Origin of the sequence: Candidatus Seribacter sulfatis (assembly GCF_964187635.1) — a bacterium.
In the GTDB taxonomy this organism is placed as follows: Bacteria; Verrucomicrobiota; Verrucomicrobiia; order Opitutales; family Seribacteraceae; genus Seribacter; species Seribacter sulfatis.
Map to the genome: position 1 here is coordinate 1 of NZ_CAXLMO010000122.1, position 15,915 is coordinate 15,915.

Genomic DNA, 15,915 nt, shown 5'->3' on the forward strand with positions numbered 1-15,915 from the left:
GTAGCTTGTGGAGAATTTAAATTACGATTCACCATCGCCTGAAGAAGGTAAGGGTTTTCTTGCCGATCTTCACTGTGTGCAATTCCCCCAATGGGTTCCCAACCCTCCTGAATCGCCTCATTTACTTTTTCAGACAGTGTGGAAGTAGCTGACTCCATTGCTCCACCCCCCATCACTCCCTGGCTAGCATCTTCGATAATTACTTTATATTGCATAATGGATCTTCTCTATTTGTATGATTAATTTAAGAACTTTTCTTAAAAACGGGAGCACCTTGGATCTTGATTGAATTTAATTTGGTTCCTTTCCCAAGGGGCCTGGCTTTTATTCCGGTTAATCGAAAATTTTCTCCTTCCGCCTTCAATTCAAAGCGTAACCGGAAAGGTTTTTCTTCGGGACCGTCAAATGATATCCAAATCAATGGTTCTTCAAAAGTTTTTTCTTCCACCCATGTTCCAACCAATGAAATAGGAAAATATCCATCAATTATAACTTGTTTGTCATCTTTAAATTGAAGAGTCACTTCCCTGCCTTCCACTAGTCCACTGTAACTTCCCTGGATGTCCTGTCCGCATGAAGCGAAGAAAAAAATAATCAAAATAATCAGAAACGACGAATTACACATTTTTTTCATATTTTAAAGCTAGCATTAATTTTACCGGCAAGGCTATTACAAATTATAAAACAGATTAGAACGAACGCTTCAATTCAGCGAATTAAAATCTCAAAAGTTGCTCTATAAAAGAGTTTGCCCAAATCTAAATTCATAACTTAATTCCCAGGGTGCTTTTTACTGGGAGTAATGTTTCGCCAATGCCTCCGCCACTTTTATGCCATCGATCGCGGCACTCATAATGCCTCCCGCATAACCTGCCCCCTCCCCCGCCGGGTAAAGCCCGGCAGTATTAATCGACTGAAAGGCCATGCTTTCTTTTTCCAAATGTCGCCGAATCCGAATTGGTGCACTGGTCCGAGTCTCAACTCCAGTAAGTAGGGCATCAGGTCTGTCAAACCCCTTGATTTGTTTCCCAAATTCCGGCAAAGCTTCTTGTATCGCTTTAATCGCATAGGATGGTAGGACAGTAGCAGCGTGATTTCCTGTCAGGTCAGTCAGCTTAACACCCGGCTTGTAGGAAGGTATAACATCGCCCAATTTCTGACTGGATCGCCCCGCCAAAAAATCGCCCACCAATTGTCCGGGTGCAAAATAATCCTCCCCACCTAATTGATAAGCAATCGATTCAAGGTTCCTCTGGAATCCAATACCTGCCAAGGGGTTCTTCTCATCCGCACCAAAATCCTCAGGTTCAATCCCAACCACAATGCCAGCATTTGCATTTCTCTCCAACCGGGAGTATTGACTCATACCATTCGTCACTACCCGGCCAACTTCTGAGGTCGCGGCAACAACAGTTCCACCCGGGCACATACAAAAACTGTATACACTTCGCCCGTTCTTCGCATGATGAACAAGCTTATAATCTGCAGCACCTACATGTTCCACTATTTTTCCAGGATGCATGGGGTAACGATCCTCATTTCCGAATCGTGCACGGTCAATCAATCCTTGTGGATGTTCAATACGAAAACCGATTGAAAATGGTTTTGGCTCTACAAAAACACCACGGGAATGAAGCATTTCGAAAGTGTCACGGGCACTGTGACCAACCGCAAGTATGACTTGATCTGCATCAATTTCCGACCTCTCTCCGCTGATCATATTCAAGGTCTCTAACCCTCGGATTCCACCCGCTTCCACCACAATGTTTTCCACACGGCTGGAAAATCGAATCTCTCCTCCCAGTCGCTCGATCTCACTGCGTAAATATTCCACAATTTTCACCAACCGAAAAGTACCCACATGGGGCTTACTCACATATAAAATCTCTTCCGGGGCACCACCTTTTACCATTTCCTCCATCACCTTACGGCCCAAATGCCTTCGGTCTTTCGCTTGAGTCCATAATTTACCATCCGAAAATGTACCCGCTCCACCCTCGCCAAACTGCACATTGCTTTCTTGGTTAAATATTTGCTTCCTCCAAAAACCCCAAGTGTCCTTAGTTCGCTCTCGTACTGCTTTCCCTCGCTCTATCACCAAGGGCCTTAATCCCAACTGAGCTAAGGTTAATGCAGCAAATAAACCACAAGGCCCAGTACCCACTACCACAGGTCGTTTGTACCCCGGTGTACTGGTGTAAGAATTTCCTTCAATGGCAGAAAACACCGGCTTGTATTCCATATCCGGAGTAGTCTGCAAATGAAATTTTGAAATGAGGAACGAAATGTCAACTTCCGCAGAAAATTGGAGATCTAAAGTGTAGATAAAATGAATATTCGACTTTTTGCGGGCATCGTATCCTCGACGAAAGACATGAAGACTTAATAAATCAATATCCTGCAAACTAAGAATCTTCAGGACTTCAGAACGTAAATCACTTTGATTATGATCAAGCGGTAACTTTAAATTGGTAAGTCGGTAAGATGATACAGTAGAGTCATTCACAATAAGGTCCGGGCAAAGCAAAAAGGTTTATTAAATCAAATTGGATTCGTTTTGATATTTCTTATACAAAAAAAAACACACCCTTTGCAACTCGTCTCAATAAAAGAATCGTAGAATCCTGTAATGTTGATGACATCGCCATATTTCCTAGATGTACTCTCCATCGTTAAAGTAGTGAAATAACTGGTCAGATAAGGATTGCTGTGATCAATTCAAGAAATAGATAAAAGTTCGAACAAATACTACTCCCAATGACTATTTTTAGAAAATTCACAGATTTAAACGCCAGGCGTTAAAATAGTTTCATAATTCAAAACCCACAGACAAATTAAAATCCTCCAATGACCCTATTTAGTTAACTAGCTAATTATATATATTGATTAGCTTAGCTAGTAATAAATTACTAAATTAAGGTCCTACAAGTAATTAATAAGTTCGAAATTAAATCAATGAAATCAAAAAAAGTTACTCACTTTTACTCTTTTCATTCGACTGTATAAATTTGCTTCGTACTCTGAATTAGAAATTATTAAATATTTAAGATCATGAACGAAGTAACTATTAAAGGAGAAATTGTATTTGTGGATGAAGTTCGCGAATACGGAGCAAACGGATTCAGAAAGCATCAAGTAGTCGTAGAGACAGGAGACGGGAAATGGGCCAATCCAATACCCGTAGAGTTTATCAAGGATTCAATTGAACAGAGTAAGGGTCTAAAAAAAGGCGAAAAAGTCTCGATCGATGCCCGAATCAGTGGACGAGAATGGCAAGGAAAAGATGGTGTAACCAAATGGTTTACCTCAATTAGTGGTTACAAAATTCAATCCGAAGGTGGTGCTCCACCATCGAGTGAAGCTGATTCTTCCTCGTTTGAAACTTTTGACGAATACGATGATGGCGTGGAAGATGATGTGCCATTCTGATTCCGGTTTAAACGAGATACACTAAATTATCGGTCTATTCCTTCCACCAACGCAAGGATCGAAAATCGGGGGGACTTCCCTTCCACGGGGCTCCTAACTTACGAGCTTGCAATGTAGAATTCTTCGGAGGTCGAAGAGTTTCACTATCATTGAGCCTTAGTTCCTTAATCCCGACCCAATTTGCGATTGGCTTCATTTCAAAATTCTTAAAATCAGAGAGCGAAAGCTTGACGGGATGCCATTTATTTTTACCGGGTATTGTTAATTCCGCCACATGTTGGTCCAGTCCCACAATCATTTGATTAGGCATTTCTGCTTTCACCTCAAAGGAGAGCTTTGCATTCTTAGGAGCCTTCCATGCGGGGTGGTAAAGTTGATGAGTTTTTATTCCCCATTTTTTAAGGTTGTAACTAAACCATTCCTTTTCCCAGTCACCTTTAAAGTCTTCAATCAAAAGATTGGGCTTTAGCGTCGTCACTATGTTGGCTTTCTTTAAATCAGCCGCTGTGGCAACCTCCATCAACGAGGATAAAACAAACTGGTTGGTGGAATAGATTCCGTAATAATACCCCGCCCCGGAAATTGGTTTCTTTAAATGGTAACTAACATTTGCATAAACCCACAATGGTTTCTCAATACTGAAGAGGTGAAGAGGTGCAGTCCATTTACCCTCATTCTTGGAAACCGCTGAATGCTGCCAAAAACGGTTTTTTGTATTATTCGAATTATCTCTCTTCCCATCCGTCTGAACCTGCTGGGTGTAGAACACATCGATCGAAGAAACCTCTTGGGTATCATCCACGCCAACGGTAACCGTTGGTGCTTTCCCCGGTGGCAATAATAACTTCAATTTCGGATTTTCAGGGAGACGAAACGAATTTTTCAGGTGTTGATCAAACCATAATTGCGTCGCTACTTCGTATTCGGGGGTATCCTGATGATTATGATGAGGAGAACAGGTTATCCGCCAATCTTTGCTTTTCATTTCTCTAATCGAGGTTTCTAAATCATTAATCCGACCATGAAAATCATTGGATGGGCTAAGGAAAATAATCGGGCAGGTAATTTCTTTCAGACTCGGAGGATCACTCACTGTGGCCAGATGCAACGGGTTGGCGGAATAACGATCACTAATTCCTCCGCAAGACGGTGCAGCTGCCTTCACCCGTTTATCGGAACCGGCAGTCAATACGGTCAATTTGCCACCCATAGAATGTCCATAGACACCAAGTTTATTACCATCAACCTCCGGTTGTCTTTCTAAAAAAGTCAAACCCCGCCGTGCTCCAAGAGTGGCAAGAAACCAGCCATTATTACGAGGCGACTCGACTGCATCCAAGGTCCAATCCGCAACGGGAATAGAAGGGAATGCATCTTTTCCATATCGGCTTGGTGCATGGTATGCGTCCAAGGCTCCCCAGTCTGTAGTTAATTTGAATAGGGGATCATTTTTCTTTCCCTCCCAAAAAAGTTTCACCTCATTAGGGGATACCCGGTATCCCGGTGCCGAAATCCGTCCAGCCCAGGAAATTGAAATGGATGCATAACCACGCTTCGCATTGGCAAGGGGAGCTTTGTGATCTGCATACTGCCCACCTCCATGAATCTGGACTAAACCTGGCAATTTCTTGCCGCCTTTCGGATATCCATACACCCCCGCCATCATTGCCTTCTCACCCTTAAACACTCCAATTCGATAGCGTAGTACTTTCAATATAATACTATCCTCTTCCCATTCCTTTAATACTTCCACCTCCATCGGTTCTCTCCTTGGATCAAAACCCTTCCATGCATTATTCCAAGTCTGTGGTGCATGATTACCATCCAACGACGGCAGAGTTTCCGCCAACAAGCTTTCTTTTTTTTCCGCGGATACAGGGAGGGTTAAAAATGGGAGTACTAAAAAGATTAAAGAAGTTTTTCTTAAATTCATTCTAGGTTTTATCCTACATTTCAATCTCCTTGGCAATCTTTTCAAAATGAAGAAATCAAGATCACAAAGAATCATCACTGCTTTAGTTAAATACATTTAAGAAACATTTTCTTGCCCAATTAGACTTCATATTAAATGGTATAAGAGGATGGCAGAAAAAATTAAAATTTACCCTAAAACCTTGGCGGATGGCGGACTTGAATTTGAAATCTCGATAGAGGATCAATCTCTTTTGGGAAAAAAGCCACTGTTTCAGTTAAACGAGAAGTTTTTGTAAAAGATTCTCGCCCTGTTCATGAGACTGTAGATCTTAATACATTTACTTTTACAGTTTCAGCCTCTCAAATATTCAGCGTACCCGCAGCGATAATGAAAAAGGCTTCCGGTTCATTTCCCTACTCCGGTTCAAAAATTAAAATACAAACTTTTGCAGAAGTCAAAATCACCACGGCACTTTTCTTTAATTCAACCACCAAGTTTAGTCTTTCTAATCATATCTCAGGTGAACTACCCAAAAGGGCCAAGGTAAAGAATAACGCGAAACAACTCATTGATCCAAAAGACTCCTTCCATTTTTTTAAGAATCTCAGTTCAATTCCTACCGGGAATAAAATTGCAACTATTTTACTTCTCTTATTTGGAGGAGCGTTGATCATATTTAACTTAATTATCGGTTATCATGATCAAATGGCTCCAGAACATATGACCTGGTTATATAGTCATTATGATTCCGACGGAGATAAATCCTCTCCCATAATCAAAGCATTAACGGGTTGCGTGACAATTGCCGCCATTGTTTGGGTAGCGATGATAAAACAACTTCAAAAATATATGGCCTTTCATTTCCGTTCGAGAATCAGCAAAGTAAACCGTGAATCGACGATTAACATTGGCAAACTTGTTACCGGACGCAGCCGAGTCGATTTGATTGACCCAGTCCTCCGCGTGGTTGCGTGTAATATGGAAAAAGGTAAATATGTACGGGGTTACGGTAGCAACCGGCGAACGGTCAGCTTCAGTCATCCAAACCGTGCAGTGCTTCTTTATTCCAGGAAAATTCCAATCATTCCAAAAGGGGCTCCAATCCATAATTATTTCAACGAGGAATTCTCCTTCAAACCAATGTTTCAAGCCCTCTATCCAAGGCAAATGATCAGTCAATCGCACGGACTTGATTTAGTTTGGGAAGTCCAGCTTATCGTGGGCGATTTAGTTGATCAGGAACTGATCGGTAACCGGGGTGTATTTATTCAAAAAGAGTTTTATTCTGCATGAGGAAAAGAATTCAAAATATTCCGCCTTTTAATGACTTTCTCAATCTTTCAAAACAGGATTTTAATAATACACGCCTCCTTATTTTTCATGGAATCAGCGGTTCTGGAAAAAGCACAAATTTAAATTACACAGCCCATTATCATGCATCGTTTCAAAATCAGTCACGAAAGTGGATATGGACCCATCACAAAAGATTTAAAACTGGGGCTGTCAAGAACTACGATTTGGTAGTCGTGGATGAAATTATAACCCCCTTTCAATTACCAGCTATTACCAAACTTCTCGATACAAATAAAAAAGTTGCCGTAGCATCACACCTTAATCCAGCTTGGTTTAAAATTCTTTGCCCGTTCACACCCACACTTTCTTTTCGTACCGATGCTTCATCTGAAAAAATTCGTGCATATCTTGATAATAAAGGCATTTTATATTCTCCTGAGTCTATTTTGTCTTTTTGTAAAACCTATGGATCCAATTATGTGGACCTCCAATGCATTTTGGAAAATCATACCGGTAAAAGTTTTGATGATGCATTAAGATGGAATCAAAAATTTAATAAAATTAAAAACTTCACTCCGGCAAAGTGGATACCGACTTTGCCACGCTTAAAATTCGACTAAAGATCAGTTTCCCGTTGCCCCATTTCTTGATAATATAGAGCAGGTGAAATAAAAATTTCCCGTCCTTGCTCTCCTCTCCTATGAATGCTTGGATAGCATAATCTAAATGGAAGATAAAAAAGCAGAGTTTTCTCTCGATTCACCCAGGCAAAAAGGACAAGCCCGTCGCCCGCTTGCCGAGCGTATGCGACCACGCCATATCGAAGAAGTATTGGGACAGTCTCACATCCTCGGTGAAGGTTGCCTGCTGCCCAACCTGATTAAGGAGAACCGGGTATCCAATCTAATCCTCGCCGGCCCGCCCGGTTCCGGAAAAACGACCCTTGCCTCTGTCATTGCCGCAGAGGGGAATTGCAAGCTCCTTAAAGTAAACGCGGTTACCTCCAATGCGGCCGAACTACGCGACACTCTTAAACTTGTTCGCTATTATGGTTCCGAGAATTGTTTTCTTTTTGTGGACGAACTCCATCGATTCAACAAGGCACAGCAGGACTTGCTCCTCCCCGATGTCGAGTCGGGCGATGTTCGCATGATTGGAGCCACCACTCACAATCCGCGCTACTATATTATCGATCCCCTTCTTAGTCGTTGCCAATTGATTTCACTGGAAGCAATCCCACCCGATTGTATTGAAACTGCTCTCGAATCTGCCCTCAACGACTTGGAGCGTGGATTGGGCTCACGATCATGCACTGCTAACAAGGGAATCATAAAGCAAATTGCCCTGCTCGCAGAGGGCGATCTACGCAAGGGATATAATTTTATTGAAACCATCATCGAAGCCCTTCCCCAAGAAAGTAAAATTACCGAGGAACATATCGCTGGATTTTGCAGGGAACGAAGTATTCGCTACGATCGCGATGAAGATGAACACTACAATACCACATCCGCCTTCATTAAAAGTATGCGAGGAAACGACCCCGATGCCGCCATTTACTGGCTCGCTAAAATGCTTGCCGGTGGAGAAGATCCTCGCTTCATTGCTCGACGATTAGTTATTTTTGCATCCGAGGATGTAGGCCTTGCCGACTCCCGAGCCCTGCTTATGGCCGACGCTACCTTCCGGGCATGTGAAACCATTGGCCTTCCCGAATGCGAGTTCAATCTGGCACATACCACCCTCTTTCTTGCCACCTGTCCCAAAAGTAATAGTGCCACCATTGCTTTGTCCAAAGCAAAACAGGCAATTAAAGACAGCCCCGTTCAGTCAGTTCCTACATCCATACAGGATCGGCATGGACGAAACAAAAACCATCGTGATAATGAAGACGAGTCTTATTTATACAGTCACGATTACCCCGAAAATATTTCCGGTCAACACTACCTCGAAAAACCACTCGATTTATACAAATCTAAAAAATCGGGGGCCGAATCTGCTATCGCTGAACGGATAAATCAATGGAAGATCATAAGAAATGAAATGAATACCTAATCGATTTTGTTAAAAATAATAAACCACAACCTAAGCACCATCGTTATATAAATATATGTTCTCTCATTTTCCGTTCAAGACATACCTTAAATCTAAAGTTCTATCTTTGCTTTTATTATGTTGTTTTTGTAAGAGCTACGGACAAAAAAACCTAAAACTAAAATTTCAGGACTGGATTGAAGATGATGATCGCATCAAGGTTCGTTCTTGGTATGCGGAGGCAAATACTCCTATTAATGACAATTGGGATGTCGGGGTAACTGGAATGGTGGACACCATTTCAGGTGCCACTCCAAATGGCCGACCACCAACCACTAATAATTCCGAATGGCTTGCCAAATTAAATGAGGAAAGAAAAGCCGGAATATTGAACTTAAACAAAAAGGGTACGGATTATGATTTTTCATTTGAAGTTGGACTCAGTGACGAACCTGACTATCTGTCCCGCAGTTATGCCGCTCAAATTTCGCGGGGATTTGCCGAGGATACCCTTATTGTGACCACTGGTATTTCATATCTTGACGACGAGGTGGACAGCGGCGTGCCCGGTGGACCAGGACTAGGAATCCAATCCAAGAAAACACCCGAGTTGATGGTGGGGGTATACCGAATGCTCGATTCGAAAAGTTCCGTTTCCTTGAATCTTACTTACGGTCGTCCCAAGGGTTATCTCAGCGATCCATACAAACAGATCGGTGCGACCAAAACTCTCTTTCCAGGTGATCCTGTTTTGGAAAAAGATATCCTATACCTTTACCCAGAAAACAGACCCGATGAACGAGACACCTTTACGGTATATTTAGAAGGCAAAAAGTATTTTGAAGAATTGGACGGATCTGTTGACACATCATATAGGTTCTTTACCGATGATTCAGGCTTAACCGGTCACACCATTGAGCTTAAATGGATGCAAAGACTGGGCGAAAAATTTGTGATTAGTCCCCTCTATCGAATTTATCAGCAATCGCAGGCAGATTTTTACAACATTACATTGGACGGAACAGGAAAAACTCCTGTTTTACAACCGAATGGAAATACTCCCCACTATTCCGCGGATTACAGGTTATCCGAATTGAGAGCTTCAACCTACGGTTTAAAAATTACTTACTTCCACAGGTCAGATTTAAGTCTCGATCTGTCTTTGGATCGTTATTTAGTCAATGGACGAGACGGTCGTACCGACCAGAGAGTTTATCCAGATGCCCAAGTTTTGACTATGGGCATGCAATGGGAGTTTTAAAAATGGAACTTTCCACAGTTAATCCCCAAACCCTTGCAAATGGCTTATTTCGTATTTCATTTCAAGCATTGGGAACACAATGTGAGATTTCCTATTCAACCAACTCTGGTAAAGTGGCGACTGACTTTCGGGATGGAGCCCTCCATTGGATCCGTTCCTTTGAAAAAAGATATTCCCGTTACATACCCGACAGTTTAATTAGCCAGATTAACAGAAGTGCCGGGCTTTCCCCCGTTCAAATTGATTCAGAGGACCACCGATTATTCAAATTGTGTGACACTCTCCATTTTCTTACCCAAGGAGTTTTTGACCCCACCACCCTTCCCCTATCCAACATTTGGGATTTTAAAGCGGAAGTTCCAACCATACCCTCTGACTCGAAAATACAACATGCACTTGAAAAAGTGGGATGGGGAAGAGTCGACCTGCAAAAGGACTGCGTTTACTTGCCTGAGAAAGGAATGGGCTTGGATTTTGGTGGTTTTGGAAAAGAATACGCAGTCGACAGGGTGACTGAAATCGCGAAAAGCTTTGGAATTACAAATGCAATGGTTAATCTTGGAGGGGATATCCGTACGATTGGTTCTCCGAGGAAGACCGACTCTTGGCGAGTTGGAATTGAAGACCCAAACCAACCAGGAAAGGCCCGATTTTGCCTAAGTACAAACAATCTTGCAGTCGCCACCTCCGGAAATTATCAACGGTTTTTTAAATTGAACGGCAGGCACTACGGCCACCTTTTAGACCACCGAACAGGATACCCAACCACCAGTTCGTATTTGTCGGCATCTGTCATTGCTAATACCTGCCTCGAAGCGGGCATACTAAGCACATCATCACTCTTAGATGGCAATCAATCGGGATTGAAAATTATTGAGAATTTTTTCGGTGCAGAAGGTTGCATTTGGACCAATGATGGCTTGTCTTGGACTAAAAATTTCGGCGATTATATCGACTCAAAATGAATCATTTAAATACTATGAAACTACTCCTTACCTTACTTACGCTGTTTTCAATTGGATGTTCTCCAAAGGTCACGGTCTCTCCGATGGATCGGGCTTTCCACTTTGATTACCTCATGAAAAGTGATCGAGATACTTTGGCGGTAAAAATGTTTGATCATGCCTATTTTAGCAGAGAAGCATCCAGAGGTGGTCGAGGAGTTGGTGGAGGAGGTTGCGGATGCAACTGAAAAAGAAACTGCACAGCCTACCATGGCTGACCCTATTATTATTACTGCAAAGAACACCTTCGATTCCTTTGGCTAAGAATTTATTGCTCTCCTTTGCCGGAGTAGTTGAAAAAGTTTGGTCTTGGAAAATGATCCTCCCTGCCGCCTCATCTATCGGAACATGGCATGCTTTATCAGGTGCCAGTCCTTATGTTACCTCTGCCCAGGAAGTCCCATCTTCGGTTACCGCAGGGGATTCTTTTAGTTTTAGTTTTTACAGTGAGGTATACAGTGCAGAAAGTTACCAAATTGAAAACCTGCCAGACGGTCTATCTTACAACAACGATATTAACGGCCCAAAAATCACCGGAACTCTTCCAGTTGCCGGTACCTACTCCATCAGCATTACCGGTTATCGTTACCCCGAACTCTCGGGAAATAAGACTCCCGTCTATTCCCTTACACTCAACGTAGCGGAAGCGGAAAAGTCCGAGCAAACCGAAACCACTTCCTCCCTTTGGTCTGACTCCAAAACTATTGCCACCGGATCTGGGTGGTATCGTTCTGAATGGTTCGGAGATTTTTATGGTAATTCAGGGGGCTGGACTTACCACATTAATCATGGCTGGTTATATCTCAATGGAAGCGATGAAGTAAATTTGTGGTTCTATGACGAAAAACTGGGCTGGCTCTTCACTGGAAAAGAATTATTTCCAAGGATCTACAGAAGTTCAAACTCAACTTGGCTTTATGACCAGTCAGACGCAACCACACGCAAATTTTGGGACTATTCAACTTCAGAGAATTTTCTTTCAAGCAAAAACTAATTTCAATCGATCTGTAAGATAGTATTAACTGGTATTATATTCACCCGGATTTCAAAATATTTTCACCTTTTAGGGAATGGATTACTCCCGTTTTTTGGTTTTCGATTCGGATAAGACAGCAACCTTAAAAGTTTAATCCGCTTCGGTTGAGTATGGATTTACCACAAACTTGTTTTCCATAAGTTAAAAAATTCAACGGTTACAACTGAAATTTAAACGCTGAAGTATTACACTGAAGATTACTGATCCTAGATCTACTTTGTTAGACTTTTTGGTTCGGTTAACAAGTAAAGATTAGCGATAACTCACTACACGGACTTGACCTCTTCAGTCACTTTTTTCAAAATTTAAATTTTACTATGAAAAAAAATACTACCCTTTCATTCTTTCTTTTATTACCCTTACTAACGGGCGTATTTGCGGCCGAGAAAAATATCATTTTCTTGATTACCGACGACCAGTCCCCCACCCTCGGTTGCTACGGAAATCCGATTGCCAAGACTCCGGCAATCGATGCCCTCGCCGAAGATGGCACACTATTTCAAAACGCCTTTGCCACCACCGCCAGCTGCTCCGCCAGTCGTTCCGTGGTCATGAGCGGACTCCACAATCATGCCAACGGACAATACGGTCACCAACACTCCTTTCATAAATTCTCCAGTTACTTTAATGTAATCGGATTATCCCTTCCTCGTAATCTTTCAGAAGCGGGATATCGAACAGGCCACATTGGAAAATACCATGTCTCTCCTGAAGAAGTATTTCGGTTTGAAACTTACCTAAAAGGAAACCCCCGAAATGCGGTTCAGATGGCCGAGCAAACAAAAGAATTCATAACAGCTGAAAGTGACCAACCCTTCTTTCTCTATTTTGCCACCTCGGACCCGCATCGTGGAGGAGGGAAAGATAAGAATTCAAAAAGAACGCTCAAACCCGACCTGTTCGGCAATAAACCGGACGGAAAATCCCACGACGGAGTGGATGAGGTCTTTTACAGCCCAAGCGATGTTCCAATCCCTCACTTTCTTAGCGATACTCCGGAGACCCGTGAGGAACTCGCTCACTATTATCAGAGTGTTTCACGGATTGACCAAGGATTGGCCCAATTAGTCAAAATTTTAAAAGAGTCGAATCTCTACGAGAAAACTATGATTGTATTTACATCAGATCACGGGATGGCATTCGCAGGTGGAAAAACCACCGTTTACGAAGGCGGGCTAAAAGTTCCTTTTGTAGTTCGTAATCCTTATGAAAAGAAACGTGGAATCAAACACTCCGCCCTAATTAGTCATATTGATATCACACCCAGTCTACTTGACTTTGCCGGAACTTTGGATCTTCAAAAAAACAGGCCTAAAAATTGGCAAGATCCTAAAAAATCATTTCCTCCCACACAAACACGCAGTCCAAAAGATAACCGAGGTGTAACTGGAAAGCTGTCATCGTATCACGGCAAGTCCTGGCTTTCCATTCTGGGAGACCCCACAAAAAAACACTGGGATGAAATCTTTGCCTCCCACACCTTTCACGAAATTCAAATGTACTATCCCATGCGGGTCATCCGCGACGACCAATATAAATTGATCTGGAATATCGCCCATCCTCTCCCCTATCCCTTTGCCTCCGACCTCTGGGCAGCCAGTAGCTTCCAGGCACAGTATCAAAAATCAATGAGTGCTCCTTATGGACAAAAAACGGTTCGTGACTACATCCATCGCCCAGAATTTGAATTCTATAAAATTGATCAAGATCCACACGAATCAAATAACCTAGCCAGTATCTCGAAACACACCGCCATACTCAACACCTACAAGGAAAAGCTTAAATCCGCCCAGTCCAAATTTCACGATCCATGGATCATGAAATGGAACTATGAATAAAATATTTTAAGGGTAGATTTCTCGAAAGATTATTCGAGGGGTTTTAAAAATGGATTTTGGACGGACTCACCTTGTCGTTTCTTTTCTGCGACATACTTCCCGGCCACAATCTCTATAAAATTGGTATTTTCTATTTTTACCGATGCCAGAAACTGTTGACTATTTCTCTGCCCAACAACTAAGAATCCATCAAATTCGGTATGTAACCGGATCGCCACAACCTCTCCGCCCGGCTGAATAGGAATTTGAACCAGCTGTTCTCGGTCACTCAACACGATCGGATTATTGATTATCTCAACAGCTACCGGCAATACTACAGTCGAATTTTCTTTTACCCACTCCAGTACATTCAAGATGAATTCTGCCGGTATCACATTTTCATCAACAACTATTGGATCAGACTGAGAACGAATAATTTGATCATTGGACTGATCCAGTTTATTTTTCAATATTTCGATCTCGGCACGGCTCTTGGCTAATTCTTCTTCAAGTTGTGCAGAATTTTCTTCTGATAAAATCTTCTCCTCACTGAGAACGTCGGCCTGATTAACTAAATAAAAATTCTCCGATTCCAACTTCTTTTTAAGATCAATTTGAAAAGTTTGATCCTGTTCTAACTGCACTAGTTTTTTGTTTAACTGATCTACCGTTTCTTTCGTGATGTCCTCATCCGCAGACAAAAGGATTATCAAACCAGCTGTACTCAAAAAAGCCATTGCCAAACAAACAATTGAAAAAATACTGAAAACCGACTTCCCCTTCCCACTGCTACGAAATCCATGCTCCATCGAAACTAACTGGCTCTGCATTGCCTCCAGCGACTTTGTTTTGAATACTCCCTCCGAACGGGCGGATTGCATCTGCTTGATCGATTGCTGCAATTCATCGCGAATCTCCATAACCCTTTGATTACCGTCCACTAAACGCCCCGCTAAAATACCGGCCAAGTTCAAACAAAGCTGACCACCGCTCGTCCCATGCTCAACTATAAATTTGAGTAACCGGGTGTAGTCCATTCTCCATAATAAACAAGTACCCACTGAGGTTGCAGTTACGGAAGATATCCTGCCTTTTAAAAATGCGACTTCTCCAAAGGTGTCCCCGACCGTCAAGATAGATAACTTTTGATTTTCTCCAAAGTGATCTGCTTTTAACAAATCAACCTGACCGCTCATCAACATATATAAATAATTTTGACTACCGCCCTCACTTGCCAATTGCTCGTTATTGGACAAGATCCATTCCCCCTCCGATCGGAATGCCTCTGCCTCCAGGTTATCCATATTGAAACATAGTCCTTCACTCGGGAATACATAGCCGCCCTTCAATACTTCATCATGAGATATTAGCTTCATACAAGATCCAATCTACCACCCGATGCAATTCCTACATTACAAAACCAATCACCATCGGAAAAATTCAAAAAACTAGTTTCCCGTACCACGCGCCAATGCATCAATACTACCACCCTATTAACCAACTCAAATCCTATCATAATTTACTGTCCACCAATTATTTAACCACAAAATCGTAAGAACATATTTATTTGGTTCCACCTGTAAAGAATAAACAAAAAGATTTATGCTTATTTTCTTAAAAGTACATAAACACATTTAAAACTCTAATAATACCGTTCGGATGGGTGCAGAAAATTACAGATGGTTGTTTCCCAAACTATTATGTCAGCAAAAAGCTTTAGTGCTAAGAATTTGAATATGAATTCAAATTCTTAAGGAACCTCACCATTTTCCATACATCGGATTGGGGAGAAGAAAATTCGTTTTTCCAAATTCCTTTTTCTGGCCACTCGGAAAGTCGCCCATCTGATCTCCCACATATCCAATCACATTCAAAGGACCGATCTTTTTCATTCGTCCCGTCCCGTCAGTCACTTCTTTCCTCCTCACCTCCTTAAGATCATTCTTATCAAGCCTGAGTAAAAATAAATCATCTGGATCCAGTACCCCCAGTAACCGCAGATTTTCCCGGGTGGGTTCGAGGTTATGATTCATCCGGTTACTCAGGAAGACCACCCGGACTCCCTTCTTCCTGACCGCACTCAAGAATTCTTTCACCCCTGAGACCAATCCCGCCTCTTCCCGGTTTAC

At 42.2% G+C, this 15,915-nt stretch carries 17 protein-coding genes; 11 read left to right on the forward strand and 6 right to left on the reverse strand.

All coding sequences use genetic code 11. The features are described from left to right. The 3 genes from ACKPQ5_RS10885 to ACKPQ5_RS10895 form a co-directional block, all read right to left on the reverse strand. A partial coding sequence (locus tag ACKPQ5_RS10885) for a DUF1737 domain-containing protein (protein WP_407679136.1) occupies positions 1-215 on the reverse strand: 215 nt, incomplete at its 3' end. 29 nt (positions 216-244) lie between these two features. Beyond that, positions 245-598, reverse strand: coding sequence for a hypothetical protein (locus tag ACKPQ5_RS10890; protein WP_407679137.1), 354 nt, complete (start codon positions 596-598; stop codon positions 245-247). A gap of 192 nt (positions 599-790) precedes the next feature. Next, positions 791-2,506, reverse strand: coding sequence for an NAD(P)/FAD-dependent oxidoreductase (locus tag ACKPQ5_RS10895; protein ID WP_407679138.1), 1,716 nt, complete (start codon positions 2,504-2,506; stop codon positions 791-793). 545 nt (positions 2,507-3,051) lie between these two features. On the opposite strand from ACKPQ5_RS10895, the gene ACKPQ5_RS10900 reads away from it, so the two are divergent. After that, complete coding sequence (locus tag ACKPQ5_RS10900; RefSeq protein ID WP_407679139.1) at positions 3,052-3,429, forward strand: DUF3127 domain-containing protein; 378 nt, start codon at positions 3,052-3,054, stop codon at positions 3,427-3,429. Positions 3,430-3,463: 34 nt separating this feature from the next. On the opposite strand, the gene ACKPQ5_RS10905 is transcribed toward ACKPQ5_RS10900, so the two are convergent. Next, positions 3,464-5,362 carry a dienelactone hydrolase family protein gene (locus ACKPQ5_RS10905; RefSeq protein WP_407679140.1) on the reverse strand — a complete coding sequence of 633 codons (1,899 nt, stop codon included), beginning with the start codon at positions 5,360-5,362 and terminating at the stop codon, positions 3,464-3,466. Between the two features lie 148 nt (positions 5,363-5,510). Between ACKPQ5_RS10905 and ACKPQ5_RS10910 the strand changes: the two genes are divergently transcribed. The 10 genes from ACKPQ5_RS10910 (at position 5,511) to ACKPQ5_RS10955 (ending at position 13,807) form a co-directional block, all read left to right on the forward strand. Continuing rightward, positions 5,511-5,639, forward strand: coding sequence for a hypothetical protein (locus ACKPQ5_RS10910; RefSeq protein ID WP_407679141.1), 129 nt, complete (start codon positions 5,511-5,513; stop codon positions 5,637-5,639). Positions 5,640-5,731: 92 nt separating this feature from the next. Beyond that, positions 5,732-6,637 (forward strand): hypothetical protein, encoded by a 906-nt coding sequence (locus ACKPQ5_RS10915; protein WP_407679142.1) that lies wholly within the window; start codon positions 5,732-5,734, stop codon positions 6,635-6,637. After that, positions 6,634-7,257, forward strand: a complete 624-nt coding sequence (locus ACKPQ5_RS10920) for a hypothetical protein (protein WP_407679143.1) — start codon at positions 6,634-6,636, stop codon at positions 7,255-7,257. Before ACKPQ5_RS10915 ends, ACKPQ5_RS10920 begins: the two co-directional genes overlap by 4 nt. A gap of 106 nt (positions 7,258-7,363) precedes the next feature. Beyond that, the gene (locus ACKPQ5_RS10925; protein WP_407679144.1) at positions 7,364-8,689 is read left to right on the forward strand and encodes a replication-associated recombination protein A; all 1,326 of its coding nucleotides are present in this window, start codon (positions 7,364-7,366) and stop codon (positions 8,687-8,689) included. A gap of 106 nt (positions 8,690-8,795) precedes the next feature. After that, positions 8,796-9,929, forward strand: coding sequence for a DUF3570 domain-containing protein (locus tag ACKPQ5_RS10930; protein ID WP_407679145.1), 1,134 nt, complete (start codon positions 8,796-8,798; stop codon positions 9,927-9,929). A 2-nt stretch (positions 9,930-9,931) separates the two neighbouring features. After that, the gene (locus tag ACKPQ5_RS10935; RefSeq protein WP_407679146.1) at positions 9,932-10,894 is read left to right on the forward strand and encodes an FAD:protein FMN transferase; all 963 of its coding nucleotides are present in this window, start codon (positions 9,932-9,934) and stop codon (positions 10,892-10,894) included. Between the two features lie 14 nt (positions 10,895-10,908). Beyond that, entirely contained in the window at positions 10,909-11,121 is a 213-nt protein-coding gene (locus tag ACKPQ5_RS10940) for a DUF4266 domain-containing protein (protein ID WP_407679150.1), read from the forward strand. Continuing rightward, on the forward strand, positions 11,051-11,197 hold the full coding sequence (locus ACKPQ5_RS10945; protein ID WP_407679151.1) for a hypothetical protein: 147 nt from the start codon (positions 11,051-11,053) through the stop codon (positions 11,195-11,197). Before ACKPQ5_RS10940 ends, ACKPQ5_RS10945 begins: the two co-directional genes overlap by 71 nt. Continuing rightward, the gene (locus ACKPQ5_RS10950; RefSeq protein WP_407679152.1) at positions 11,190-11,927 is read left to right on the forward strand and encodes a hypothetical protein; all 738 of its coding nucleotides are present in this window, start codon (positions 11,190-11,192) and stop codon (positions 11,925-11,927) included. The genes ACKPQ5_RS10945 and ACKPQ5_RS10950 overlap by 8 nt, the downstream gene beginning before the upstream one ends. A gap of 359 nt (positions 11,928-12,286) precedes the next feature. Continuing rightward, positions 12,287-13,807, forward strand: coding sequence for a sulfatase family protein (locus tag ACKPQ5_RS10955; RefSeq protein WP_407679147.1), 1,521 nt, complete (start codon positions 12,287-12,289; stop codon positions 13,805-13,807). 29 nt (positions 13,808-13,836) lie between these two features. Here the strand turns inward: ACKPQ5_RS10955 and ACKPQ5_RS10960 are convergent, their stop codons facing one another. Both ACKPQ5_RS10960 and ACKPQ5_RS10965 read right to left on the reverse strand, forming a co-directional pair. Beyond that, positions 13,837-15,162 carry a cyclic nucleotide-binding domain-containing protein gene (locus ACKPQ5_RS10960; RefSeq protein WP_407679148.1) on the reverse strand — a complete coding sequence of 442 codons (1,326 nt, stop codon included), beginning with the start codon at positions 15,160-15,162 and terminating at the stop codon, positions 13,837-13,839. Positions 15,163-15,546: 384 nt separating this feature from the next. Beyond that, the coding region (locus ACKPQ5_RS10965; RefSeq protein ID WP_407679149.1) for an HAD family acid phosphatase at positions 15,547-15,915 on the reverse strand (369 nt) is incomplete at its 5' end.